This is a genomic window from Paenibacillus typhae, from assembly GCF_900099765.1.
GTDB lineage: Bacteria > Bacillota > Bacilli > Paenibacillales > Paenibacillaceae > Paenibacillus_AQ > Paenibacillus_AQ typhae.
Genome location: NZ_FNDX01000005.1, coordinates 24,673 through 49,124, shown reverse-complemented (window position 1 = coordinate 49,124; position 24,452 = coordinate 24,673). Strand labels below are relative to the sequence as shown.

General features: G+C 55.4%; 16 protein-coding genes and 1 tRNA gene. 4 read left to right on the top strand and 13 right to left on the bottom strand.

Features of this window, described 5'->3' with window-relative positions:
* Positions 1-2: 2 nt before the first annotated feature.
* The 7 genes from BLR64_RS06105 to BLR64_RS06075 all read right to left on the bottom strand — a co-directional run bounded on the left by BLR64_RS06105 (position 3) and on the right by BLR64_RS06075 (position 11,519).
* A complete protein-coding gene (locus BLR64_RS06105; RefSeq protein ID WP_090713233.1) occupies positions 3-1,463 on the bottom strand; it encodes a CoA-acylating methylmalonate-semialdehyde dehydrogenase in 1,461 nt (486 codons plus the stop codon).
* A 92-nt stretch (positions 1,464-1,555) separates the two neighbouring features.
* Positions 1,556-2,563 (bottom strand): 5-dehydro-2-deoxygluconokinase, encoded by a 1,008-nt coding sequence (gene iolC, locus BLR64_RS06100; RefSeq protein WP_090713231.1) that lies wholly within the window; start codon positions 2,561-2,563, stop codon positions 1,556-1,558.
* 507 nt (positions 2,564-3,070) lie between these two features.
* Positions 3,071-4,105: a LacI family DNA-binding transcriptional regulator gene (locus BLR64_RS06095; RefSeq protein ID WP_090713229.1), complete on the bottom strand. Its 1,035-nt coding sequence runs from the start codon at positions 4,103-4,105 to the stop codon at positions 3,071-3,073.
* Between the two features lie 227 nt (positions 4,106-4,332).
* Positions 4,333-5,166: a 5-deoxy-glucuronate isomerase gene (iolB, locus tag BLR64_RS06090; RefSeq protein WP_090713227.1), complete on the bottom strand. Its 834-nt coding sequence runs from the start codon at positions 5,164-5,166 to the stop codon at positions 4,333-4,335.
* 37 nt (positions 5,167-5,203) lie between these two features.
* The gene (gene iolG / locus BLR64_RS06085) at positions 5,204-6,250 is read right to left on the bottom strand and encodes an inositol 2-dehydrogenase (RefSeq protein WP_090713225.1); all 1,047 of its coding nucleotides are present in this window, start codon (positions 6,248-6,250) and stop codon (positions 5,204-5,206) included.
* Between the two features lie 983 nt (positions 6,251-7,233).
* A complete protein-coding gene (locus tag BLR64_RS06080; RefSeq protein ID WP_090713223.1) occupies positions 7,234-8,358 on the bottom strand; it encodes a glycoside hydrolase family 88/105 protein in 1,125 nt (374 codons plus the stop codon).
* On the bottom strand, positions 8,355-11,519 hold the full coding sequence (locus BLR64_RS06075; protein ID WP_090713221.1) for an alpha-mannosidase: 3,165 nt from the start codon (positions 11,517-11,519) through the stop codon (positions 8,355-8,357). The genes BLR64_RS06080 and BLR64_RS06075 overlap by 4 nt, the downstream gene beginning before the upstream one ends.
* A gap of 156 nt (positions 11,520-11,675) precedes the next feature.
* On the opposite strand from BLR64_RS06075, the gene BLR64_RS06070 reads away from it, so the two are divergent.
* Positions 11,676-12,590 carry a helix-turn-helix domain-containing protein gene (locus BLR64_RS06070; RefSeq protein ID WP_090713219.1) on the top strand — a complete coding sequence of 305 codons (915 nt, stop codon included), beginning with the start codon at positions 11,676-11,678 and terminating at the stop codon, positions 12,588-12,590.
* Positions 12,591-13,076: 486 nt separating this feature from the next.
* On the opposite strand, the gene BLR64_RS06065 is transcribed toward BLR64_RS06070, so the two are convergent.
* Positions 13,077-13,160 (bottom strand) — tRNA-Leu (locus BLR64_RS06065).
* 133 nt (positions 13,161-13,293) lie between these two features.
* On the opposite strand from BLR64_RS06065, the gene BLR64_RS06060 reads away from it, so the two are divergent.
* Both BLR64_RS06060 and BLR64_RS06055 read left to right on the top strand, forming a co-directional pair.
* Positions 13,294-14,313, top strand: a complete 1,020-nt coding sequence (locus BLR64_RS06060) for a DUF4037 domain-containing protein (RefSeq protein ID WP_090713217.1) — start codon at positions 13,294-13,296, stop codon at positions 14,311-14,313.
* A gap of 117 nt (positions 14,314-14,430) precedes the next feature.
* Positions 14,431-16,221, top strand: a complete 1,791-nt coding sequence (locus BLR64_RS06055) for a helix-turn-helix domain-containing protein (RefSeq protein ID WP_090713215.1) — start codon at positions 14,431-14,433, stop codon at positions 16,219-16,221.
* Between the two features lie 117 nt (positions 16,222-16,338).
* Here the strand turns inward: BLR64_RS06055 and BLR64_RS06050 are convergent, their stop codons facing one another.
* The 3 genes from BLR64_RS06050 to BLR64_RS06040 form a co-directional block, all read right to left on the bottom strand.
* Positions 16,339-16,560 carry a hypothetical protein gene (locus tag BLR64_RS06050; protein ID WP_139171913.1) on the bottom strand — a complete coding sequence of 74 codons (222 nt, stop codon included), beginning with the start codon at positions 16,558-16,560 and terminating at the stop codon, positions 16,339-16,341.
* Between the two features lie 15 nt (positions 16,561-16,575).
* Positions 16,576-17,487: an AraC family transcriptional regulator gene (locus BLR64_RS06045; RefSeq protein ID WP_090713211.1), complete on the bottom strand. Its 912-nt coding sequence runs from the start codon at positions 17,485-17,487 to the stop codon at positions 16,576-16,578.
* A gap of 72 nt (positions 17,488-17,559) precedes the next feature.
* Positions 17,560-19,935 carry a bifunctional diguanylate cyclase/phosphodiesterase gene (locus BLR64_RS06040; RefSeq protein WP_090713208.1) on the bottom strand — a complete coding sequence of 792 codons (2,376 nt, stop codon included), beginning with the start codon at positions 19,933-19,935 and terminating at the stop codon, positions 17,560-17,562.
* Positions 19,936-20,362: 427 nt separating this feature from the next.
* Here BLR64_RS06040 and BLR64_RS06035 point away from each other — a divergent pair, with 427 nt between their 5' ends.
* A complete protein-coding gene (locus tag BLR64_RS06035; RefSeq protein ID WP_090713206.1) occupies positions 20,363-20,779 on the top strand; it encodes a hypothetical protein in 417 nt (138 codons plus the stop codon).
* A 90-nt stretch (positions 20,780-20,869) separates the two neighbouring features.
* Here BLR64_RS06035 and BLR64_RS06030 read toward each other — a convergent pair whose 3' ends face one another.
* Both BLR64_RS06030 and BLR64_RS06025 read right to left on the bottom strand, forming a co-directional pair.
* Entirely contained in the window at positions 20,870-21,463 is a 594-nt protein-coding gene (locus tag BLR64_RS06030) for a lysozyme inhibitor LprI family protein (protein ID WP_090713204.1), read from the bottom strand.
* 182 nt (positions 21,464-21,645) lie between these two features.
* Entirely contained in the window at positions 21,646-24,432 is a 2,787-nt protein-coding gene (locus BLR64_RS06025; RefSeq protein ID WP_090713201.1) for a glycoside hydrolase family 3 C-terminal domain-containing protein, read from the bottom strand.
* Positions 24,433-24,452 lie beyond the last annotated feature (20 nt).

Sequence of the window (24,452 nt, the reverse complement as noted above, 5' to 3'; positions counted from 1 at the left end):
CGTTACTGCCAGCGGGCAGTGACAACCTTTTTGCGCGTATAGAATTCAACCCCGTCGGTGCCGTTGGCATGCAGATCGCCGTAGAAGGAATCCTTCCAGCCGGAGAACGGGAAGAAGGCCATCGGAGCTGGTACGCCTACATTGACACCCAGCATGCCGGACTCGATATTTTCACGGAAGTAGCGGACTTTCCCGCCATCATTGGTAAAGATACAAGCCCCGTTCGCAAAACGCGAGGCATTGGCAAGCTCAACCGCATCCTCTACTCCTTTGACCCGCACAATGGACAGGACCGGCGCAAAGATTTCTTCCTGCCAGATTTTCATCTCTTTGGTTACTCCATCAAATACCGTAGGTCCGACAAAATAGCCCTGACCCGCAGCCGCAGCATCCTTCCGTCCGTCCCTGAGCAGCTTCGCGCCTTCGGCTACGCCCTGCTCGATGTAAGCAACCGTTTTGTCCTTATGCCCCTGGCGGATAACCGGTCCCAGGAAGGTGTCTTCCTCCAGCCCGTTGCCGATCGTCATCTTTCCGCATTCGCGCAGCAGGATGGAGATCAGCTCGTCAGCTACATCTTCTTGTACAGTGACTACGGAACAGGCCATGCAGCGCTCTCCGGCAGAGCCGAAGGCAGCGTTGATAATCTGTGTAGCAGAAGCCTCAAGATCGGCGTCCGCCAGTACGATGGAGTGGTTTTTGGCCCCGGCCAGCGCCTGAACCCGTTTCAGGTGCTCCGTGCCTTTTTTATAGACATATTCCGCTACCGGCTGTGATCCGACAAAAGAAATCGCCTTAACGCCAGGGTGCTCCAGCAGGCCGTTAACGACATCATGCGCACCATTGACCACATTAAGTACACCTTTAGGCAGCCCCGCCTGCTCCAGCAGCTCTACCAGACGTGCGGCTAAGAGCGGCGTCCGCTCGGACGGCTTCAGCACAAAGGTATTGCCGCAGGCAATCGCCAGCGGGAACATCCAGCAGGGTACCATCATCGGAAAATTAAACGGGGTAATGCCCCCGATGACTCCGATCGGATAGCGGTACATTCCCGATTCAATCCCGGTTGCAATATCCGGCAGCTGCCGGCCCATCATCAGCGTAGGGGCGCCCGCCGCGAATTCGACACACTCGATGCCGCGCTGTACTTCACCGTACGCTTCTTTATAGCTTTTTCCGTTCTCCAGCGTAATGGTTCTCGCCAGCTCCTCCCAGTTATCCACCAGCAGCTGCTGATATTTAAAAAGAATCCGCGCCCGCCGCGGCACCGGAGTCTTCGACCAGCCGGCAAAAGCCTCCTCCGCCGCAGCCACCGCCCGGTCCACATCCTCTCTGCCGGACAGCGGGACTCTGGCCAGCTCTTCGCCGGAAGCCGGATTAAAAACCGGTTCCGTCTGCTCGCTCTTTGCTTCGACCCATTCTCCGCCAATATAGTTTTTCAGCACTTCTACGTTTTGCTGTGACATTCTTGGTCCACCCCTTCATCTCTGTTGATGTTTGATGCTGCTAATCAATCACTCGCTGTATAAAACCGCTGCATATCCGCTTCCTAATCGGATTAAGCGCCGGAGACCACTTCTTCATTGGACTGCAGGAAGGCTTCCAGCTCTTCCAGGGTCGGCATCGCATCCGAGCAGCTGTGCCGCGAGATTACTATCGAAGCCGATGCGCTGCCGCGCCGCATAGCCTCACTGACACTGTCGCCCTGCATCAGGCTGTGGATGAAGGCCGAGGCGTAGGAGTCGCCTGCGCCGAAGGTCTTCAGCACCTTGGCCGGGAAAATCCCGCTCCGGTGATTCAGGCCATCTGCCGTATAGGCAATCGAGCCGCTTCCGCCGTGCTTGATGACAACCAGCTTCGCCTGCTGCGAGAACCAGCGGGCTGCCGTCGCTTCGTCATCGGCATCCGTCACATTGTACAGATTCTCCATCATGTTGAATTCCTCGCGGGTGCCGATGATGCAGTCGCATTTCTCTGCCGCCAGGTTATAGTAGACAGCCGTTTCAGCGGCGGATTTCCAGGTATAAGGGCGGTAATCGAGGTCAAAAAAGACAGTCACATTATGTCTGCGGGCAAATTCGAGTGCCAGAAACACCGCTTCGCGGGAAGGGCTCTGTGCCAGTGCGGTGCCGGAGATCAGCAGCGCTTTGGACTGGCGGATGTAATCCTCCGAAATTTCGTCGGTACTCAGCAGCAGGTCGGCCACGTTATCGCGGTACATCAGAATGCTGCATTCCTGCGGACTTTTTATTTCTGTAAAAGCAAGACCCGTCACAGCGCCGGTATGATCAACGCACACCTGGCTGTCGTCAATGCCGTCCTTTTGCAGGTAGCTCCGGATAAACCGGCCCATCTGATCATCGGCCAGTTTGCCAATGAAGCCGGTGCGCATGCCCAGCCGCGCCGTTCCGATGATGATATTGGCCGGAGAGCCGCCGACATACTTGGTGAACGTCATGGTCTCCTCCATAGGTCTTCCGGTTTCATTGGCATTAAGGTCAATACAGAGCCGGCCGACGGCGACTAAATCGAGCGGACGGGCGGGATCAAACTGCAGATCGTTCATAGTGACGCCTCCTTGAAAAAGCTTCAGAAAATATGAATGATAATAGTCTGGATACAATGGGAGCAGGGTGAGCGGGACAGTATCGTAAGGGTTCATTAAAACCTTTGGTGCTCTTAAAATACCGGTCTGTCAGGGAGGGAAAGGGTAAGCGCTTAACCTAATTTTATACATAGTATAGGCCAGAATATCCGGTTTGGCAATCCCAAATTTGAAAGCGATATCAATTTTATTGTTAGCTCATGCAGGAGGCATGGTTCAATAACCTTTTCGCATAAAAAAAGGCCCGTTCACCACCATCATGGGGGAGAACCGGGTCCTGAGATATTTAGTCTGGGGGCATTTGGTATTGGAACACTTAGTATTGGAGCATTTGGTCTCGAAAACATAGCTGGCTGCAGCAATCCCTAGGCAGGCCTCTAGCACAAATCTCTAGCGCAGATTTCTGGAGCAAGCCACTGGCACCGGGCTTTGGAAGAGTGATCCGGCAACCGCCCCCACATACCGGGCTTATAAAAGCCGTTCCTCCGGCTTTATTCCCGGCACCGGTCCGGTTGAATGGCGGATGACCAGCTCCGGCATCAGCATGATTTTGCGTCTGGGACTGTCCGGATTGTCGATAGATTCATTCAGCAGAATCATCGCCTGCTCGGTCATCTCACGCAGCGGCTGGGCGATGCTGGTCAGTGTAGGGTGGCAAATTTCCGCCAGCACCGTATTATCAAAGCCCACAACAGATAAGTCGCGGGGAATGGACAGGCCTGCGCTGCGCGCTTCCTTCAGGACACCGATGGCCAGCAGGTCGTTGCAGGCGAATATGGCCGTCGGCCGCAGCTCCTCTGGCTGGCCGAGCATTGCCGCCGCTGCCCGGCGGCCGTTTTCCAGAGTAGCTGACGTATGCGTAATGTTGGCCGGATTGTCGAATGGGACACCCGCATCCCTCAGCGCATCCAGAAAGCCTTCGGCCCGCAGCTTGCTCCCCGGCAGATTGTCGGAGATGATACCCAGCTTCCGGTGGCCCAGGGACAGCAGGTACTCTGTCGCCTGATACCCGCCCTTATAATCATCCACAGTAACACTGCTGCTCTCCAGACTGCGGATTTCCGCCGAGAAAAGCACCAGCGGCACCTGGTCGGCAAGCAGGCGGCGGATCATATCCGTCTTTCCCGTGTGGGAGGCGATGATCAGGCCGTCCACTCTTTTACGCAGCAGCAGCGAGGTGTATCTGGCCGCTTTTTCATCATCACGGTCGGTACTGCAGACAATCAGGTCACTGCCCTGCTGCTGGGCATAATCCTCGATTCCCCGTGCCGTCTCCGCAAAAAAAGGATTGGCAATATCCGGGATCATCAGCCCGATCGTCCCCGTCCGGCGGCTCGTCAGCGCAGAGGCCACCAGGCTTGGCTGATAATTGAGCTCCTCCATGACCCGGCCTACCTTTTCCCGCGTCTTGTCGCTGATCCTGCCGTTATTATTGAGCACCTTGGACACCGTAGCGATGGAGACTCCGGCTTCCCGCGCCACATCATAAATTGTAGGTTTCATTGTTAAAACCGCCTTTACGTTCTTGCCGTCTTATACCTCGATTATAGGGAACTCGTCCGGAAGTGTCTATTCGCTGGTATTGTCATTTCACCCGCTGCCGCTGCGGCCCCGGCCCGCCGTCCGCTTCGATGCCACGCAGCAACGCTGCGCCTTGCCAGCATCGTCAGATGCAAAAAAGGAGCCTCCGCCTTGCGGAAGCCCCTCGAAAATGACTTTATACTGCGGGCCTATTCCTCCTGGCCTGCTGAATTAGACCCGGCCGGTCTGAACAGCCATTCGTGATCGGGATCGTTATGGAATACCCAGGTACGGACCGGGCCTGCCATCACATTGAGATAATAGGAATCATAGCCCGGCGGGGCCGATACCGGATGGTAGCCCTCCGGAACAAGCACGACGCTGCGGTCCGGCACGGCCATCGTCTCATCGAGACTGCGGTCATCGTTGTAAACCCGCTGCACCACGAAGCCGTGTGCCGGGTTTACCCGGTGGTAATACGTCTCCTCCAGGTAAGACTCTGCCGGAAGGTTATCCTGGTCGTGCTTATGCGGCGGATAGCTGGACCAGTTGCCGCCGTCCGTGCGCACCTCCACCACCAGCAGGCTCTCAGCCTCACTGCTCTCCGGCAGGATATTGACTACGCGGCGAGACATGCTGCCGTAACCGCGGGCTTCGGCTCCTGTATCAGACGGCGCAATCAGCCGGGGCGGATACTTGCCGGTACCCGGAGCAAGGCAGACTGCGAGCTCCAGTTCCGTCAAGGCTGTAATCTCATACTGCCCGCCCGCCGGAACATAGACCGCATACGGCGGCAGATTTTCAAAGACCGACATGCGTTCTCCTATACCGGCATACAGCTGGTCGCCCGCCTTCACATCCGCCTTGCCCGAGAGCAGTACGAGGCAGACCTCATTGTCTTCCGTTCTGCGGCTCAGCGTATCACCGGCATGCAGCTGATAAACTTCAAATCCGACGTATTTCCAGCCGGCACTCTCCGTACTGACTGCTGTCACAAGCCCGTCCTTGCCGGGCGCGCCGGCCCTGATCAAATAATCAGACATTCTTACAGCTCCCTCCGTGTTCAAGGTAGGCCCCCGCTTACAGGGCTTCTATTTCCGGGCATTCCTTCTCGGCAAAAGCAGACAGCTTGACCGGAAGCCCGGTCCGGTGCGATTCCAGGGCAGCCTCGGCAATAAGCTGCGCCTGCTGTCCGTCATAACCGCTGCACACAGCCGGCTGCTGCTGAATAATGGATTGGGCGAATGCAGCAACCTCATCGGTGAACGCCTGGTTGTAGCGCTCCAGGAAAAAGTGCAGCGGCTGGTCACGGGTAACCGCCGTGGCTGTAGACACCTCAACTGTGGTCTGCCGGCAGTTGTCGGCCACTGCCGCTCCCTGTGAGCCGAATACCTCAACCCTCTGGTCATAGCCGTAGACGGCCTGCCGGCTGTTATCAATCACACAGATGGCACCGCTGGTGAAGGTCAGCGTAATGACGGCTGTATCTACATCGCTACAGCGTCCGAACATCGGATCAATCAGATTGGCGCCCCGGGTATAGACCTCGGCCACTTCCTCATCCATCAGATAACGGGCCATGTCAAAATCGTGAATGGTCATATCCATAAACATCCCGCCGGAGGAGAGAACATAGGCTTCGCCGGGCGGCTGCGGATCACGCGAGGTGATCTTCACAATATGCGGTCTGCCCAGTTCGCCAGCCTGTACCAGCTGCTTGAGCTTGCGGAAATTGGGGTCCATGCGGCGGTTGAAGCCCACCTGGAGCAGCACGCCGGCTTCTTTGGCAATCTGCAGGGCCCGGCTTGTTTCGGCCGAGGACATGCTGATCGGCTTCTCGCAGAAAATATGCTTTCCGGCCCGCGCCGCCCGCTCAATCCACGAGGCATGAGTGTCTGTCGGTGTACAGATGAACACGGCGTCGATCTCCGGATCATTCAGAATGGCTTCCCCATCCGTAAAAACAGCCCCGAGCCCCCGGCTCTCCGCCCAGGCAACCAGTTCCTCGGTCATATAAGCCTCTGAAATCGATTTCAATTTATAAGACGGCATCACACGCAGATTATCGGCATGCAGACGCCCGATTCTTCCGGCGCCGATAATGCCTACTGTTACTTGATTGACCATGCTCGCTTATCCTCCCTCAAGGTAAGCGCTTAACCTTTCCGAGATCAGTATACTTCAAGCCGCAGCAAGCTACAAGTATTTTTTGATTTTGTTTCTCATCCAGACTTTTCATTTGCTCTAACGGATCGTGGTGCTGATTTCACTCAAGGAATGCATTCTGCCCCGCTAAAGGAACACCGAACAGATTTCACTCAAAGGACCATCCCATCCGGCTAGTGCAGGACCGTTATTCAGCCAAAAGTAGCTTCCTCCCAGCTAACGGACCGTAGCGCCCTTATTCATCAAAAAAGACACCTTTATCCTGGCTAACGGACTACAGCGCCCTTATTCCTTTGACGGCAACCGCAAACAGGAATAAAATCCGATAATAACGCCTCTGGAGTCCGTTAGATTGTGGATAGGGTCCTTTTTGCCGAAATAAGGGCTCCTCGGTCCGTTAACGGCCGACGCATCTTATCATTCCAGCCAAGTCGAGCTGATAAGGTACTGGAAGGAGTGTTGCGAGTGCTTGCGAGTGCTTACGACTATTTTCAATTACCTGCAATGACTTGCGATTACACGCGATTACTTGCAAGCCTCATACTTCATACTCCACACCCCACACTTCTGGCCTCTGACTTCTGATTCCTGGCTTCTAACTTCCGACTTAATACTCCATATTTCATACTCCACGCTCTGCACTTCTCATTTCGCACTTCATTTTTCCCGCCGCTATTTCGGCGATACTGCCCTACCAACTATTCCGTAAACACCTCAAAGACCACCTGCAGAATGCCCCAGCTACCTTCCAGGCTGGGGCAGGAGTCTAGATCATGCCTTTACTCCTGAATAGGCCACAATCAATCTTAAGACCGCTAAGTAAACACCCGTAGCCGCCGGGCTTCCCCGGCGGCTGACGTCTGCTTTTAATCCTGTGTTTACCGCCTGCTACCGCCACGCAAAATCCGTGGACGATAACGGAAGCCGGCCGTCACGGCCGCACATTAGCAGTAATGCAGAGCTTCCCCGAGCGCGACCAGCGTCATCGCCTGGCCGTAAGCCATCGGAGCAATAATAATCCCCTTGTAATCGTCCCTGGTTTTGCCGATCGGCGTACCGCCGGATACACCAAGCACCGTTCCTTCAGCGTCGATCCGGTCCAGCACCGCCTCAATCGCCTTCAGCGCCGGCTGCGTATGCTCCTCAGGCAGCAGCCCTCTGCGCACGCCATGCAGAATGCCGGCGGCGATGGCTGCCGAGCCGGAGGTCTCGGTGTAGCTGTCCGGGTCATCCAGCAGCGTATGCCACAGCCCGTCCGCGCTCTGGCAGTCCAGCAGCGCTTCCGCCTGTGCCTGCAGCACCTGCTGGAGGTAAGTGAATACACCGTCCTCCAGATACGGGCGCATCAGCTCCAGGTATTCCGGCAGTCCCAGGCTGAACCAGCCGTTGCCGCGGCACCAAAAGGCTTCGCTGAAATTATGGCGGCCGGTGAAATGCCAGCCGTGATAGAACAGCCCGGTCTTTTTGTCATACAGATACTTAATATGCAGCAGCAGCTGATGCAGCGAAGTCTGCCGCCACTCAGGCTTATCGTACTTTACCCCCATTTTGGCCGTAAACAGAATGGCCATGAACAGCGTATCAATCCAAATTTCATTCTCATTGAGCGTAACCTCGCTCTTGTCGGCTCCGGTTGTGACATGCTGATAACCCTGCTCCACCGTACGGGGCAGCCTGTTCATCAGCCACTCCACCCACTCCAGGCTCAGCTCCTCCACCTCATCCAGCTCCATCAGCGACAGCAGCGGGGCGGTCGTATTGATGTTCCGGCTCGGCAGCCCTTTACCGATCTGACGGGTCATCCATGGCTTGGCGTAAGCCGGATAACGCCCGTCGGCAAAATGCCGGTCCAGCTTCTGCAGGCCATACAGCCCGACGCCCTGCGGCCAGTCCCACTCCTCCATACCGAAATCACGGGCAAAATAGCCCCGCCGCCCTGCATCCTCGCCTAAGGTTTGCAGCTCTGCTTCGTTATCCGGCCGGTCCAGATTCAGCAGCTTATCGGATACCTTGTTCAGCTTGCTGACGATGACCGCCCGATCCAGCTGCGTTACTTTTACGTTCATCATGATTTCCCCTCTCCTGTCTGCTCCAGGCCCATCCTGATTCTGAACGTTCTGATTTCATAAGGTCTGATCTGAAAATCCAGCTCCCCTGCCTGCCAGTCCCCTTCCGGCTCCTCCATCAGATTGCATTCCTGCCAGGCTGTAATAGCGTATCCGCTTTCAATCCGCACCTTGCTTCGTGCACCGGCATACTCATGCAGACGCAGGACCACATCAGCGCCGTCCTCGGAACGTTTTACCGCATCGAGCAGCACATATCCCCCGTCAATGGAGAAAAGCGGTTCAAGTGGCAGCCGGCCAGCCACGGCACGCAGTGGATTGTTCAGCTCCCAGGCTTCCCGGACCACTCCGCCCAGGACAAAATCACCCTCATGCGGATACAGCGCATACGTAAAGGCATGATGCCCCTGATCCTGCTCCGGATTCGGATGAACAGCCGATTTCAGCAGCGTCAGCCGCAACACGCTGTCCTTGATGTCGTAGCCGTATTTGCAGTCGTTGAGCAGCGCCACGCCGTACCCCTGCTCGCTGACATCCGCCCACTGGTGGCCCACGGTTTCGAACCGGGCATAATCCCAGCTTGTATTCCAGTGGGTCGGCCGTCTGACATTGCCGAACTGGATGTCATAGGTTGCCTCAGTGGCATGAACATCCACAGGGAAGGCCACCTTCAGCAGCTGGTTATGCCCGTGCCAGTCCATTTCTGTACGGAAATCAATCCGAGCTGTATCCCGGTAGAAGATAATGTCCTGGGTAATAGTTGTACGGTTATACGTCCAGCCCATGCGCAGCACCGCCCGCAGCGGACCGTTCTCGGCGAGTCTGCATTCTGTAAGCTGCGAGATTTCGGTCATTTTTTCCTGATAAAAAATATCAATATCCCAGGCCTCGAAATCCAGCGGCTTATCCTCAAATACCTGAAGCACATTGCCGCGCCGGCCCGGCGCCAAGATCTCCCGGCCGCTGCGGCGGTCGCGCAGCGAGGTGAAGTGTCCCTGCTTGTTCCAGACCGCTTCAATCAGCGGAGTGGTAAGCCGGCCTTCAGCAGCATCAGCAAGCAGCTGTTCTCCCTCCGGTGAGCTGTCAGTCTGTTGAGATACCGCTTTCAGAACCTCTGTACCCAGAGCCGGCATGGAAGGGATATGCACCAGCCAGCCGCCGTCCGCAGTGCGCTGCTGTTCCGGCTGCCGGCCGTCAGAAAACTGAATAACAGCGGCATCCGAAATATCGCCCGGCAGCTCCAGATAACGCTGGCCCTCCCAATTCGAGCTTCCAAGCACAGTAAGGAACCGTTGCCCTTCTGAGTCCTTTTCATCTCCGCCAGCGGGTTCCCCTGCACCGTTGATCAGAGCAAGCGACCGGGCTTCCCCTTCGGCATACTCCAGATCACTATCCTGATAGACCTCCTTGATGGAGGAGCCCGGGATAATATCATGGAACTGGTTGCGCAGCAGAATTTCCCAGATGCCGCGCAGCTCCTCAGCAGGATAAGACGCTGCCAGATTGCCGCGGCTTACACCGGTAAGCGTATACAGCCATTCCGCATCGCGCAGCAGGAGCTCAAGGCGGCGGTTATATTTTTTGTTGGCGGCCTGTGAAGTGTAGGTTCCCCGGTGGCACTCGAAGTACAGCTCGCCGTTCCAGGTATGCACGAATCCGTCCGTTTTTTCAATCCGCTCATGCAGCCCTTTGAAGTAATCCCCCGCACTGCCCGGTTTAATCTTAGGCATCCCCGGAAGCTTGTCGAACCGCCGCCGCAGCTCCAGCATGTCCCGTGTAGGCCCGCCGCCCCCGTCGCCCCAGCCGTAGGCAAACATCAGGTGGTCGTTAATCTCCTTATCCTGATACGAATTCCAGATGCCGCGCAGCAGACCTGCGGTCATTCGGCCGTTATAGGTGTAGGCATCGCCGTCTTTTTCGGAGGTGGTAATAAAATGAGTCAATATTTCAGAGCCGTCCATCCCGCGCCACCAGAACGTATCATGCGGCATCCGGTTGAACTGGTTCCAGCTGATCTTAGTCGTCATAAAAGTATCAATACCTGACTTGCGCAGAATCTGCGGCAGCGCCCAGCTGTAGCCGAACACATCAGGCAGCCACAGATATTTGCTCTCGATGCCAAACTGTTCGCGGAAATAACGCTTACCTGCGAGAATCTGGCGGACCAGCGACTCGCCGGACGGAATATTGCAGTCCGATTCCAGCCACATGGCCCCTTCCGGCTCCCAGCGCCCTTCCTTTATCCGCTCCTTGATCTGCCCGAACAGCTCGGGGTAATCCTGCTCCAGATAGGCATACAGCTGCGGCTGCGACTGCATGAACTGGTATTCCGGATATTCCTGCATCAGCCGCAGGACGGTTGAGAAGGAACGGGCCGCTTTTTCCCGGGTATGCTTCAGCTGCCAGAGCCAGGCCACATCAATATGGGTATGTCCCAGTGCCGTAAGCGTGACATCAAAGGTCTGCGGCATCGCCTCCACCGCCCCGTTCAGGCTGGCGCCTGCCCGGTACATGGAGCTGACGTGCTCTTCAGAGCCCGGCTCGGACCAGTCAATCTCGCGGAACGCAGCGTCCAGCGCCTGCTTCAGCCACTGCTTCTCCGGCTGATCCCGGCCCAGATAGCGGAAGGTATCCAGCGCCGCCTGGGACATATAGAACAGATCATCAATCCGCTCATCCAGATATCCGATCATCGCCTCGCTGATCTTGTGCTCCTGCACCCTTGGCGCTCCCCCGCCCTCAAGGCCGGACCACAGCCGGAAAACGAGCTCGACCGCCCTGCCGCCAAGCTCATCGCCAAAAATAACCTCACGATGGTTGTTATCCACCCCCTGATACGGTGAACCGTTTACAAACAGCAGCGATTCAAACCCGGAGTTATTGAAGCTCCCCGACTTGCCAAAATCAAACAGGCCTGCGATCTTGAAGCCTTCCTTCTTCTCAGGCAGCACTGCCACTGCACGCAGCCAGACATAGCGGTCCCGCCCGCTCCACTGCTCATTCAGCCGGATTGTCCCGTTAAAGGAGACCTCACCCGGATAAACCCCATTTTTGCCGTCCTCATCCTCCGCGAACTCCAGCTCGGCAAGCTCACTCACTCTGACATATCTGTATTTGCCGACCTCGGCCTGCCGCCGGATCAGCTTTTCTTCCGTTAAAAACATCCTCTCACTCCTTGTATCCGTTTTCATATCGCCAATATAACAAATCCTCCAGCTCAAAAACTATGCTTTATTTGCGGGAATGGGGAGTATTTATTGCATATTTTGCTTTTCCAAACCTATAATGGAGAAAATAACGGAGTGAGGCGGCGAGAGGATATGCTTGAGAACGGCTTATTGTATGAGCAGGGATATAGCGTTAACATTAACACGCCCGGCGATCCGCTTTTTTATTATTTTGACTATGACGAACGGTCGCACAATATAAATATGGAGTTCCAGCATGAGCATGATTTCTATGAGATTCATATTCTGATGGATTCCCGGGCCATCCACGTCATCGACGGTAAAATCCACGCCCTGCGCAAGTACGACATCGTCCTGCTCCGTCCTTATCTGCTGCATATGACCCAGTATCCGGAAGGCCCTCCGCATAAGCGGCTGATTATCAACTTTGCCATACCTGCCGCCATACCCGGTTTGGAGAACGCTTACAAAAATATGCTGCTTCCCTTCTCTGAAGAGGTGCCGATCTACCGGCTGACGGGTGAGCCGCGCAGTACCGTATTCGATCCGCTTAACGCTATTTTCACCCTGTCACACAGTGATTCTCCGCTGGGTCCGGTGCTGGTTCATACTCTGTTTCAGCAGTTTCTGTGCGCCTTATGCCAGCAGCAGGATAAGAACAGCTACGTGCTTGAGGAAGCCGGTAGTAGCGCCGCGCAAAAAATATACTCCATCACCGCCTACATTAACAGCAATTACAGCAGCGAGCTGTCGCTGGATTCTATTGCAACGGAGTTCTACACCAGCCCTTATTATCTATCGCATCAGTTCAAAAGAGTTACCGGCTCCACTCTCACCGAGTACATCCAAAACACCCGGGTCCGCAAAGCCCAGCATCTGCTGGTTCACACCCGCCTTAAAATATCCGGCATTGCCGAGCAGTGCGGATTCACCAGCTTCTCGCAGTTCAACCGGATTTTCAACAAGCTGGCCGGTATGTCGCCGTCCGCCTTCCGCAAGCAGCAGCAAGCGGCACCGGGAGCCGGGTCGGCCTTGTTGTCCTACTGATGGGAGAGTGCGGCTGCCCGCCCCGCCCCGCACTCCCGCCCTTTCTGTGCTAACGGACTCAGATGACGTTAATTTAGCCAAAGTCGCTTTTTGGACATGCTAACGGACTCCAGTAACCTTATCTGCCGATATTAGCCCCGGATATTGCCGTTCGAGCATAAATAAAGGCGCTGTAGTCCGTTAGCCGGGCATACTGTGCTTTCTCGGCAAAATAAGGGCTCTGGTGTCCGTTAACGGGTTAAAGACACCGAGCGCCACCGATACCCGGTACCAAACGCCTAGCAGACAGCCTTCCTGCAATTGACCCGACACTTGGCAATCAGCATACTCCAGAACAGGCAGCATGTAAATCTGCGCTCTACGCTACAGCACTGTACTCTGAAACTCACAAGCACCCCACCGCCCAGCTAACCACGCATCCAACCCGATATAATGAAAAAAGCTTCCGGACTGCCCAAGGGCAATTCGGAAGCTTCTTTGCTGTTATGCGGTCGAGAGGACTCGAACCTCCACGGTATTGCTACCACACGGACCTGAACCGTGCGCGTCTGCCAATTCCGCCACGACCGCAAATCGTTTATCGCGGCACAAGAATGAATATACCATGGATTTCTGAATCATGCAAGCTATTTTTTAAATTTCATAAAAAAACGCCAATGCTTCTTCCTGCGTTCTTCTATATATTGGGGATGAGGTGATAAATATGAATAGACCGTATGTAACAGTAACCAGCCTTAATCTGCTGCCCGGCATGCTGAAGGAGCTGGATGAACAGCTGCCCGGTTTTACTGCCCTGGAAGGAGTCTGCGGAATAACCCTGAACGGCGGATGCTCCCGTGGATATGCCGATGCGTTATCGGAGATTGATCTGGTTTTTTATCTGGAGGCAAGGCAGTATGCACTGTGGACCGGCGGGTGTTCCCCGCTGCCGCTCGGCATAACCAGAATTGGCGGCTACCTCTATGACATCAAGGCGGTAAGCCTGGAAGAAGAGCTGGGTAAAACTTGGGACAGTACAGCCCTGTGGGATCTGTCTTATGCCCGGATACTGTACGATCCTGATGGCCATATCGCCGGACTGATCCGCACGAAGCTGGCCGAACGCCCGGGGCGGCTGCAGGCCGAAGGCGTGATGTTCAGCTGCTGGTGGCATTACCGGCTGGCGGGCGATATCTGGCTGCACCGGGGGGACACCGTGCAGGGGCATGCTATGCTGAATACAGCAGCTGCCCAGTTAATCGAAGCCTTATTCACCGCCAACGGTGAGTATGTGCCGCATCCGAAATGGCTGTTTCATCTGAGCCGTACACTTCAGTGGACACCGGCAGGCTGGGAAACAGGCCTGATGCGGATTATGGACACCGGTGACTTTTCTCCGGCAAGCCTGAAGAACCGGCAGGCGGCTATAGACCATTACTGGCACGAAATCGATACTTATCTCATCCGTCTGGAATGTCCGGAGTACCCGCTTCATGTGATGCACAAGACCTTCTATGACCTGCTGAAGCTCCTGCTGTCACATGAAACCCTTCCTGTAGAAGCCTGGACGGCCAGAGCGGGCCTGTCCCTGCTGTCGGCAGAGCCTTTTATCCGTTTCGCCTCGGTTGCCGGAGACCGGATTACTGTGAATAAACACAAATTCTTCTCTATCTCCCCGGGTGAGCTATACGACTGGCATGCCTCTATCCTGAATCAGCTTCACGGCGAGCTGAAGCCCTCGTAGCGGTCAACCGGCGGTTGTTTTTCTGTACCGCTCCCCCTGCTCGAATCGCTGTTCATTATACCGGATGGAATTATAATGGAATTACGACGTCGAATTTGAATCCGGGAGAAAAAAATAATGATCAATAGTGAACAGGTCGGCAGACGGATCGCCATACTGCGGAGAGAAAAACAGCTATCTCAGGAGCAGCTGGCTGAACAGCTGCATGTCAGCGCTCAGGCCGTATCCAAATGGGAGACCGGCAGATCCCTGCCTGAAACCTCTACCCTTCCGCTCCTCTCCGCCGTTCTGGGGCATTCCATCGACAGCCTTCTTCTGCCGCAGGAGCTTGCGGTGCTCTCCGCCGTCTATACCGACGGTAATGAACAGCAGGATGTCACGCATTGGGTAAACCAGCTCGTAACCGGAAATACCCTCACATTAAGTCTCGGTGACCGGTTTTTCCAGGGATTGCTGCACAGCGACCGGGCTAAGCTGCTCCTTGTCAAATACGGAACCCCCTCCGGGATTTACTTAACATTTGTGCTCAAGGGACAGCTTGTGCAGATTGATGTACATTCACAAGATTACCCTTTGGGCCAAAGCAAGCTTACCTTTGTTCACGCCGCATACGGCAATGAACTGTCCGGGCGGGATGTGCTGCAAAAAATGAACCACTACGCTTATTTTGAATGGACGCAATTTACGGTCGATCAGGAGCTTTTTCCAAGCACAATGGGGCATGAGGGCAGTGAATATCTGCTGCTCGTCTATCTGAATGCGGACGGGATTCATGCAGTAAGCTGCGCCGAGGGGGAACGAATTCATTACACCCCCGACCGGGCCCGGCTGTTTGCAGCGGAATCAGGCCGCCGGCATTGTATCATCGAAAAGGTAAACCGTCTCGGCTTCGGCAGAGGAATGGACTGCTCATGGGCGGGCGCACTCTACACCTCCTTGTCTGCCATGGGAATCGAGACCAGCTATGAAACAGTAATGGGCGTTTCCGGGGCTTGCTGGAGAGCCGCTTTTGCCCCGGTATGGGATTATAGCGCAGCTGACGCCCTCGCCGCCTATGACTTTACCACGCCAGTCATCCAGGCTTACGGCCTCAAAGCAGGCTGGGCGAACCGGCTGACATCCGAGGAACGTAAACAGGAAAAGCTCACCGTCATGGAGAGCCTCCATCATCAGCGCCTGCCGGTCGCCCTGAATCTGAGGGTAGCTCCTGAGTGGGGAGTCATAACAGGTTATCTGGATAACGGAAACACGCTGCTGTGCCGCAGCTATTTCGATGAAGAGACCTTTACGGAGCTGAAGGATGATCCTGAGTTTCAGGCGGCCATGAAGAGCAGCAAGGGCTATCTGTACGTAGACCACTGGCCTTATAAGCTGCTCTATCTGGAACGGCACGGTGATATTCCGCCGGCACTGGACAGCTTATACGCTTCACTCCGGATCAAGCTGGACGCTATGCAGGCAAACGGGGGACGGGGTTATCATGCGGGATATAAAGCGCTCGCTTCCTGGCAGGAAGGTCTGCTGGATGAAGACTGGTATACAGCTGCCGATGCCGGGACATTTAAACGCCGTTATAGCGTCAATCACTTCTGCATGATGGCGCTGGCTGATGCCCGGAGAAGTGCAGCCGTCTATCTGAAGGCCTCACTGGGGCTGGTGCAGAATCCGTCAGTATATGCGCTTATGTGCGAGATGGCCGCTAACTATGAACAGATGGATATCCTGCTAAGCTCTTACTATAGCAGCATGCCTTTACCGGCCGTCCTTGAAGCGCATGCCTCACCTAAGCAGCTCTGGAACCGGGAGAGCCGCAGACGGCAGGCAGAACTGCTGGATACAGTCGCCGGACTTGACCAGCGCGGTGATGAGCTGGCAGCAGCGATACTGGAACAAGCTCAGTTACAGTAGGCTGCTGCTAATGGTTAATGGAGGGGTATTGGGTCTAACGGTCTTGGACCGTCCGTCCGCCCGCTTCCAGCGGAATCAGAGAAATTTTTCACTTTGAGCTCGACCGTCCGCCCGTTTTCAGCAGAACCAGAGGGATTCTTCCCTTTGATTTGCACCTGTCCGCCCGCTTTGAGCGGAATCAAAGGGATTTTTCCCTTTGATTTCACCCGTCTGCCCACTTTCAGCAGAAACAGAGGGATTTTTCCGTTTAATTCCACCCGTTTGCCCGCTTTCAGCCCGTTTTCGGAGTCCAACCGCCAACAGCAAAAAGCCGCCCAGACAGGCGGCTTCATTCTTCATTCCATACATCCGCTCTTACTCCGAACCGGCCTTCTTCACCGGCCGCAACACGGCGTAGCCGTAGCCTTCAGGAAAATGGCGCTGATAATCCTGCTTCTCTTCCTCGTCCCAGACATAACCCATTTGTATAGGGTCATAGTTCCAGGCTACTTCCTCGACTGTGCGCATCACTGCCCCGTTATCCTGCAGGTAATCAAACGGCGGGTGGAAAAAGACCAGGTACTCCGAAGCCGGGATGTCCCGGCACTCCATCCCCTCCGGAATTTCCCCGGAATAATCAGCAGGCACCGGGATTCCGTACAGGTAGCCTTTGCGCCCGTTCACGTAGAACCACCCGGCCGTCTGGCCCAGCTGCCCCTCCAGCGTATGATGGGACATGCTCTCCAGCGTTCCCGACACCTCGTCACAGTTATGCCCGTTGTTCCAGAATCCGCCGTAGTTGACCGAATCCCGGTCCCAGATGCCGATAAATTTATGGTCCGGTATGAACTCAAGCTTAATCTCCGCTGCCTGCAGATGAACCTCCCGCATTTTTTCCCGCTCCTTCATCAAGTAGTGATAAGGGGAGAATACCTCGGCACGAATGGCCAGCGGAATGGGGCTGCGGACTGTACGGTACGCTCCCGGCGTCAGCTTAAAGGCCTTCACAAACGCCCGCGAGAACGCCTCCTGTGATGAAAATCCGTACTTTACGGCTATATCCAGAATACGGTCATCCGTATCGCGGAGCTCCAGGGCGGCACGGCTGATCCGCCGCAGCCGGATATAGTCCCGCACAGTCAATCCGGTCAGGGCATGAAACTGCCTGGTGCAGTAGTACGGCGAGTAGCCAAGCTGCTCTGACATCCGCAGCAGGGTTGGCGCGTCCGTAAGATCACCGTCAATCCAGTCAATCATCCGCTGGACCATCTCATTCCATTCGTACATTGAAGCCTCTCTCCTTTCACTATGGATCATAGCAAAAAAGGAAATTGCCGGTTTGATCTCATTTGCAGTACCCTACCGTATGTTTGCGGAGGATTCCCTTGCGGAGGCAGCGGAGGCATAGCCTGAAATAAACGCCTTCAAAGCCGAAGCTGGCAGCGGTCTGCTGATGAAGTAACCCTGAAGCTGGTCGCTTCCAAGGGCACACAGCAGGTCAAACTGCTCTTTCAGCTCCACCCCTTCGGAAACGACCCGCAGGCCAAGGTTGTGGCTGAGTTCAATGATTGCCCGGACGAGTGTATCATCGGAAGCCCCCGGCTGAATGCCGGAAACGAAAGACCGGTCAATCTTGATAAGATCTACCGGGAAGGTCCGCAGATAGCTCAGCGACGAGAAGCCGGTGCCAAAGTCGTCGAGCGAGATGCAAAACCCCATGCTGCGGAGGTTTATAAGAGAGGAGATGATGTCCTCGTCCGACATCAGGACCGTCTCCGTGATTTCCAGCTCCAGACTATCTGCCGTAAGTCCGTGGTCTGCAAGTGCCTCCGCCAGCTGCTCCGGCAGACCGGGCTGCATAAGCTGCATCCCCGAGATATTGACAGCTGCCTTTAGCCGGAGGCCTTCATCCCGGAAGCTGCGGAGGTCCGCACAGACCTTGCGGAGCACCCAGTTACCGATACCAAAAATAGAGCCGCCGGCTTCTGCCAGCGGAATGAACTCCGCAGGGGACACCGGCCCGAACGTTGGACTTGTCCAGCGCAGCAGTGCTTCAACCTTGACGACATCAAGCGTCGATGCCGAGAGAATCGGCTGGTAATGCAGCTCAAGCTCGCCATTATCGACAGCGGAGAGCAGTTGTCTGCCAATCACCTTTTTGCGGCTGAAAGCCTCTTCAAGCTTCTCCGAATAATGGCAGATGTTGTTCCGTCCATTCTCCTTGACCTGAAACATCGCCAGATCGGCAGCCTTGACAAGAAGTTCAGCGTCCTTTCCATTCTGCGGATAGATGCTGACCCCGATGCTTGCCGTACTGTGAAATAACTGGCCGTTCAGTGTGTGCGGTTCAGCCAGCACCCGCTGAATTGCGGAAATCCGGGCCTGAATATCCTCCGCACCGGAAAAACGGGAGAGAAGAATAATGAATTCATCCCCGCCAAGCCGGGACACAAGATCATCCGGCCCGACGGCGCCGGTGAGACGATCCGCGATCTGCTTGAGGACCGCATCCCCGAAGTCATGCCCCCAGGTATCGTTGACCGTCTTGAAATAGTCGAGGTCGATGAACAGCAGCACAATCTGCAGGTCCTGCCGGTCGGCTTTGGAGATGGTCCGGTTCAGTGTCTGAAAAAAAAGGGCGCGGTTCGGCAGCTGGGTCAACGGGTCGACCATAGCCTGCCGGTGCAGCTCTACCTGCGCAGTTTCGAGCGAGGAAATCATCCGGTTGAATTCCCCCTCTACCTCACTCAGTTCATCCCCTCCCTTGATGTCAAGGCGGATCGACAGATCCCGGCTTTTGCCGATGATCCGGATACTGCGGACCAGCGCTGTCATCCGGGACAGGATGGTATGCTTAACGAACAGCAGGCTGAGCATGCATATACCAAAGGTAGAGATAATGAAGAACAGCGTGAAATTGGTCATCGCATTTTTGCCGATTTGATAAATACGGCGGGGCTGCTCCATCGAAATTACGATCCCAGGATTGCCGAACAGATCGTCGATTATGGCATGACCTGACAGCCGGTCTCCCGGCAATTGGCTCACCCATATTTCCTGCCCCCTGCTCTCCTTCAGCAGGCCGTCAGAGACTTTCTCCACGGTTATACCGGACGGGCTTAGCACCCCGATCCGGCCGATTTCCGTATCATCCAGCATCCTGCCGGCCACCACCATCCCGGCGACGGGACCTGTCATGTCGTTGTGAATAACCGGCTGGAAAGTCATTAGCATAGGCCCGTTATTCAGGATGGCAAGTCCGGTGTAGGAATTCTCTGGTTCGGTAAAAATGTCCAGCTGCTCCCGGATATCCCCGAAAAGATCGACAATTTCCGGCGTTACTGGTGTTACAGTCTCCTTGCTGGAATCATACAAGCCGCTATAGACCAGATTTCCTCTTCCGTTGGTCAATGCCATGAGATCAAACCGGTTGCTCTTAAAGGTCTCCTCGTCATAGTTACTGAGGATGTAAGGGTTCTGCGGATCCTCGAACGTTTGGGAGGAGACATAGTCATAGGTCTCGTCCCAAACGGAGTAATTAAGCATCGTCTCGTGCATACCCTGAAGCTCCAAATCGTAGGACTGGATGATATCCGACATGCGTCCTTCCAGCGCTTCCCGGTCCAGCTCGGTGAACTGGTCCAGAAAAATCTCCTGTGAAGTCAGGTAGGTAGAGGCCAAGGTGAGCAGGGCAATGGTTATAATGAACAATGTAATCTTGGTACGCAGCTTCATGATAGTCTCCCCGGAAGTCGTATTCTAAACAGCCACGTTATAATGTCAGAAAGTGAAAGGGCCAGTATTTATAATAACACGGCTAACCAAACAGGTCTGCGTGTCTTCGCATATCCATAAAACCTGACACTCAACGTAATAGCTCTCATTATTAATATCGACGATACCGCCAGGATTTCATAGACCATACCATAATAAAGCTGTAATAATCCGGCGTGAACCAGACCCCGCCCAGGCAAACAGCGGCTCCCGGTTTCGTCCGGTAGAGCAGCCGCATTCCCATTTCTCCACTGTTATTTGCCACTTACGGTCATATGCCGCATTGCCATCCCCCTGTAAAAAAGCTTGCAGGCGTATATACATCAGCACAAGCCGTATCCGCAGCCCTGTGTACTATAAAGTAAACAGGAAGGCGAGGTGATCCTTGATGGGAAATTCAGCAAAAGTCCGCAGGCAGGCCAAGCAGCTGAAGGGCCGCAAGGTCTGCGTTACGCTTCATGACGGACGGACGTATGTGGGATGGATAACCGGCTGTGAAAAAGAGGCGGTGGTCCTCTCCGTCCAACCGCGCGCCCGCAAAAAAGCGGGAAAAGCCTCCACGGCCCGCGCCAATCAGGCGGAGGTGTCCGCTTTTATGCCGCTCCTGGGGCCGCTGCTTGGCGGCCTGGGCGGAGCGGGCGGCGCCGGGGCCGGACTCGGCGGACTGGGCGGGCTGATGGGCGGCGGGCTGCGCTTCTTTGGCCTGATCCGCCGGGCGATGCCGGTCATGAAGATGGGCTATGGCATGATTAAGCAGATCCGGCCGTTTATGACCGGGCTGAAGGGACTTATGAATAAAGAATAGCAGCTATGGCTTGTAAACCGGTAAAAAGGCCGGACAGCGGTCTCCTGGGATCAGGAAAACCACTGCCCGGCCTTAATGTATCCGGCAATCTTACTTCATGTACATATTTACAAGCTCATAGCTTCTTTCTTTTGTAGTGCTTGCCAGCACAGCCACATATTCCAGCGGCTGCATCGTGCCGCCTTCATATTTAGCCGCCGCTTCCTCGGCTGTTTTATCCCGGTAGGTGACCCACTCCAGCTGCTCCTCCTTGAGCTCAGCCATTTCGCTCTCGGAGAGCAGGCTCTTGAGCGCAGTGTAAACTTCGTTCAGAGCCTTATCCCAGCGCTCATATTCCTTGGTTGCAGCCTCGGTCATGGAGGCCGTTACCCCGGAATCATATTGCTCCTGCAGATCGCTGAGTCCGGCTTCCACAGCATCCAGCTTATCCAGATACTTCTGCTTGACGGCGGAAGCCGCCGGCGTCTGCTCAGCAGCCGCTGTTGCCGCCGGGGCCGTTGTTGCAGTTGCCGCGGCTGCCGTTTCTTCCGGTGCTGCAGTAGCCGGAGCCGTTGCTGAAGGCGCAGCCGTCTCCTGTGCGGCCGGGTCTGATCCGGCCGAATTGGTATTCTGCTGTGCGTTATTCCCGCAGCCGGCCAAGGCCAGACTGCACATTATTGTTGTTAGTAGTATCGCTTTTTTCATATCGCACTCATCTCCCTTGAAGTAGTAGTAAGGTTGTCAAATCCTAAGCGGCTGTATCTCTAAGACGGAACCGGGAGCCGAATAGTTGCTTACCTGTTATTTAACCAAAAAAAGCAAAAGGCACTCGGCCGGGGCCGGAGTGCCTTTTGCTTCAGGGCTGGAAACGGCGCTTAGGCCTTATCCTACACCAGTTTAAATTCGATAGCTTCCACCTGCATCCCAGGCTTCACATGCTCCAGGGTCAGCTCATACAGGCCGGCTTCCAGCTGTGCCTTAACCAGCTTCAGCTGAATCCAGCGGCCTCCAGTACCGTTCGTCTGAACGGTTGTCACCGTCCGGCCGTTCAGGTTCAGGTTGCATGCGCTCTGCGCCAGCTCGGTATCCGGGGACATGACGCGGGCAAACAGCCGGTATACTCCGGCCTGTTCCACCTTCAGGACGGCCGTGCCTTCTGCAGTCAGTGTAACCTGTCCCTGGGCGGACAGCGTCTGTGCCTGTTCTGCCGCCAGGGCCGGCGCAGCGGTAAAGGACTCAACCGTCTCTTCGATCACTTGCTCTCTGGAGGAGACCGGCGCCTGAAGGATGAATTCCAGAATGTTAACCGCGCTGCGCTGCAGCTCTCCGCGGGTCAGCGTACCGTTCGCCAGCGCCTCAATGGTGTTATCTCCGTAAGCGTTGGTTTCCGCACCATAGTTGCTGACAACCATGTACAGGTCATTCTGGGCGCGGACCATCCAGTTCGTGTACTTCCGGTCAGCCGGGCCGCCCTCGGCACAGTCATTCATTACTGCCCACCAGTCGGTCATCACGATACCCTTGAAGCCCCATTCGCCGCGGAGAATGGTTGTATTCAGGTCATAGTTGGATGCCGCCCAGTGTCCGTTAACCGGATTATAAGAGGTCATGATTGAATTCGCTCCGCCCTCTTTAACCGCAATCTCAAAGCCCTTCAGGTAAATCTCGCGCAGGGCGCGTTCCGATACAACAGCATCCACCTTACTGCGGTATTTCTCCTGATTGTTGCAGGCGAAGTGCTTCAGCGTTGCACTTGATCCGCCTTTGTGGATTCCGCGGGTGCAGGCAGCGGCGAATACGCCGGAGACCAGCGGATCTTCGGAGAAGTATTCAAAGTTGCGCCCGTTCAGCGGGCTGCGGCGGATGTTGAGTCCCGGTCCGAGCAGCGTGTCAATGTTATTGCGCAGCAGCTCCTGCCCCTCCATCACATACAGCTCCTCCACCAGCTCCGGATTCCAGGTTGCCGCCAGCAGCGTTCCTATCGAGACCTGGGTCGCCTTCTGCCCGCTGTCCATACGGATACCGGACGGGCCGTCAGATGTACAGGCCACAGGGATGCCATAGCTGTACAGCGAATCAGTTACCCCGCCGAAGGCGGAAGCCGTTCCCGGCGTAACCAGCGGGCTGCTCATCCCTTCGCCTCTGACCAGTGCGGCCAGGTCCTCATCACTCAGCTGGGCGATGAACGTTGCCAGGCTGACTTTGCCCTCCTGCACATCGCGCAGCTTATAGCCCTGGTCGCCGGTCTGTTCCAGACTCTGCGGCAGGTTTCGCTCAATGCGCTCGGCCAGCGAAATCTTCTGCTTGGGCGCTTCCACATAGGTAAGCTCATAAGAGCCGTCCGCCCGGCGGGCGCCCGGCATCATTCTGGTGAAGCTCTCCGAAGGCGCCAGCGCCTCCTGCAGCTGCTTCACTACCTCGAGTTCCTCCTGCACATATCCCTCTTTGCCTTCAAAGCCGACAGGCACAGCCTGCTTTACACTTGTCCCTGCGTACAGCCGGTAGGTTCCGGCTTCCAGCACATAGGCCGAAGGATATCCTGTCACTCCGGCATCATCATAGGATGCCATAGTCCGCAGCTCGAAGCTAAGAGCAATCGTCTCGGATTCACCCGGATACAGCACCCCGGTCTTACCGAAGGCCGCCAGAACCTTTGCCGGTTTACCCAGCTTGCCCTGCGGGGCTTCGTAGTAGGCCTGTACGACTTCTTTTCCGGCATAAGTACTGCCAGTATTGGTTACGGTTACGTCGATCCATGCATAGGTTTTCTCATCCTTGGTGAACAGCTTGGCTTCTTTCGGTTCTACACTGAACGTGGTATAGGAGAGCCCGTAGCCGAATTCAAACTGGATCTTATCCGGACAAAACGTCTCAAAATACCGGTAGCCCACATAAATATCTTCCTGGTACAGGTTCTTGAATTCGTTGCCGTAATTGACCGTCGACGGATAATCATTGATCGAATACGCAATGGTGTCCGTCAGCTTGCCGCTTGGCGTAACGTCTCCGGCCAGCACATCGGCAATCGCATTGCCGCCTTCCATTCCGCCCTGCCACGAGTAGATCACTGAAGAGATCGGATTGGCATGGCTCTCATCATTCAGCCAGCTCATATCAATAATATTCGATACGTTCAGCACGACGATGGTCTGTTCGAAATAGGCCGTCACCTGCTTCAGCATCGTCTTCTCATCCCCGGTCAGCTGGTAGCTTCCCTCTGCATCCGCGTTATCCTGATCTTCGCCGGCAGTGCGGCCGATAACGATGATCGCCTTATCGGACACGCTTCTGGCCTGCTTCACCAGTTCATCCGTCAGCGGCATTTCCTTCTGGTGCCATGGTTCAGCAGCCCAGCCTCCCCCGCCGTTGTCGAACGGATGCTCCTGAATCCAATTCTCATAGACGGCGGCCAGCTCTTCATTGACCTTAATATTCTCCTTGCTGCGCAGCCCGTCCAGCAGGTTCGTTGTATAAGCCACATTCACGCTTCCGCCCGATCCTGTACCGCTGCGGTAGTAGTTCACTTGGGTTCTGCCAAAAACTGAAGCGGTTTCGTTTTCACGCAGCGGCAGCACATTTCCTTCATTGCGCAGCAGCACCGCGCCTTCTGCAGCTACGATTCTGCTGAATTCAGCAAAGCCTTCCAACGGAATTCCGATTTTATCAGTGCTCAATTTAGTTCCTCCCGGTTGTA

What these genes read in the sequence shown, in the direction of transcription:
- BLR64_RS06030 (WP_090713204.1), bottom strand. Translation starts at nt 21,463, where the DNA reads ATGAAAAAAGCGATACTACTAACAACAATAATGTGCAGTCTGGCCTTG.
- iolB (WP_090713227.1), bottom strand. Translation starts at nt 5,166, where the DNA reads ATGTCTGATTATTTGATCAGGGCCGGCGCGCCCGGCAAGGACGGGCTT.
- iolG (WP_090713225.1), bottom strand. Translation starts at nt 6,250, where the DNA reads ATGGTCAATCAAGTAACAGTAGGCATTATCGGCGCCGGAAGAATCGGG.
- BLR64_RS06055 (WP_090713215.1), top strand. Translation starts at nt 14,431, where the DNA reads ATGATCAATAGTGAACAGGTCGGCAGACGGATCGCCATACTGCGGAGA.
- BLR64_RS06075 (WP_090713221.1), bottom strand. Translation starts at nt 11,519, where the DNA reads ATGTTTTTAACGGAAGAAAAGCTGATCCGGCGGCAGGCCGAGGTCGGC.
- BLR64_RS06045 (WP_090713211.1), bottom strand. Translation starts at nt 17,487, where the DNA reads ATGTACGAATGGAATGAGATGGTCCAGCGGATGATTGACTGGATTGAC.
- iolC (WP_090713231.1), bottom strand. Translation starts at nt 2,563, where the DNA reads ATGAACGATCTGCAGTTTGATCCCGCCCGTCCGCTCGATTTAGTCGCC.
- BLR64_RS06095 (WP_090713229.1), bottom strand. Translation starts at nt 4,105, where the DNA reads ATGAAACCTACAATTTATGATGTGGCGCGGGAAGCCGGAGTCTCCATC.
- BLR64_RS06060 (WP_090713217.1), top strand. Translation starts at nt 13,294, where the DNA reads ATGAATAGACCGTATGTAACAGTAACCAGCCTTAATCTGCTGCCCGGC.
- BLR64_RS06070 (WP_090713219.1), top strand. Translation starts at nt 11,676, where the DNA reads ATGCTTGAGAACGGCTTATTGTATGAGCAGGGATATAGCGTTAACATT.
- BLR64_RS06040 (WP_090713208.1), bottom strand. Translation starts at nt 19,935, where the DNA reads ATGAAGCTGCGTACCAAGATTACATTGTTCATTATAACCATTGCCCTG.
- BLR64_RS06080 (WP_090713223.1), bottom strand. Translation starts at nt 8,358, where the DNA reads ATGATGAACGTAAAAGTAACGCAGCTGGATCGGGCGGTCATCGTCAGC.
- BLR64_RS06050 (WP_139171913.1), bottom strand. Translation starts at nt 16,560, where the DNA reads ATGAAGAATGAAGCCGCCTGTCTGGGCGGCTTTTTGCTGTTGGCGGTT.
- BLR64_RS06035 (WP_090713206.1), top strand. Translation starts at nt 20,363, where the DNA reads ATGGGAAATTCAGCAAAAGTCCGCAGGCAGGCCAAGCAGCTGAAGGGC.
- BLR64_RS06105 (WP_090713233.1), bottom strand. Translation starts at nt 1,463, where the DNA reads ATGTCACAGCAAAACGTAGAAGTGCTGAAAAACTATATTGGCGGAGAA.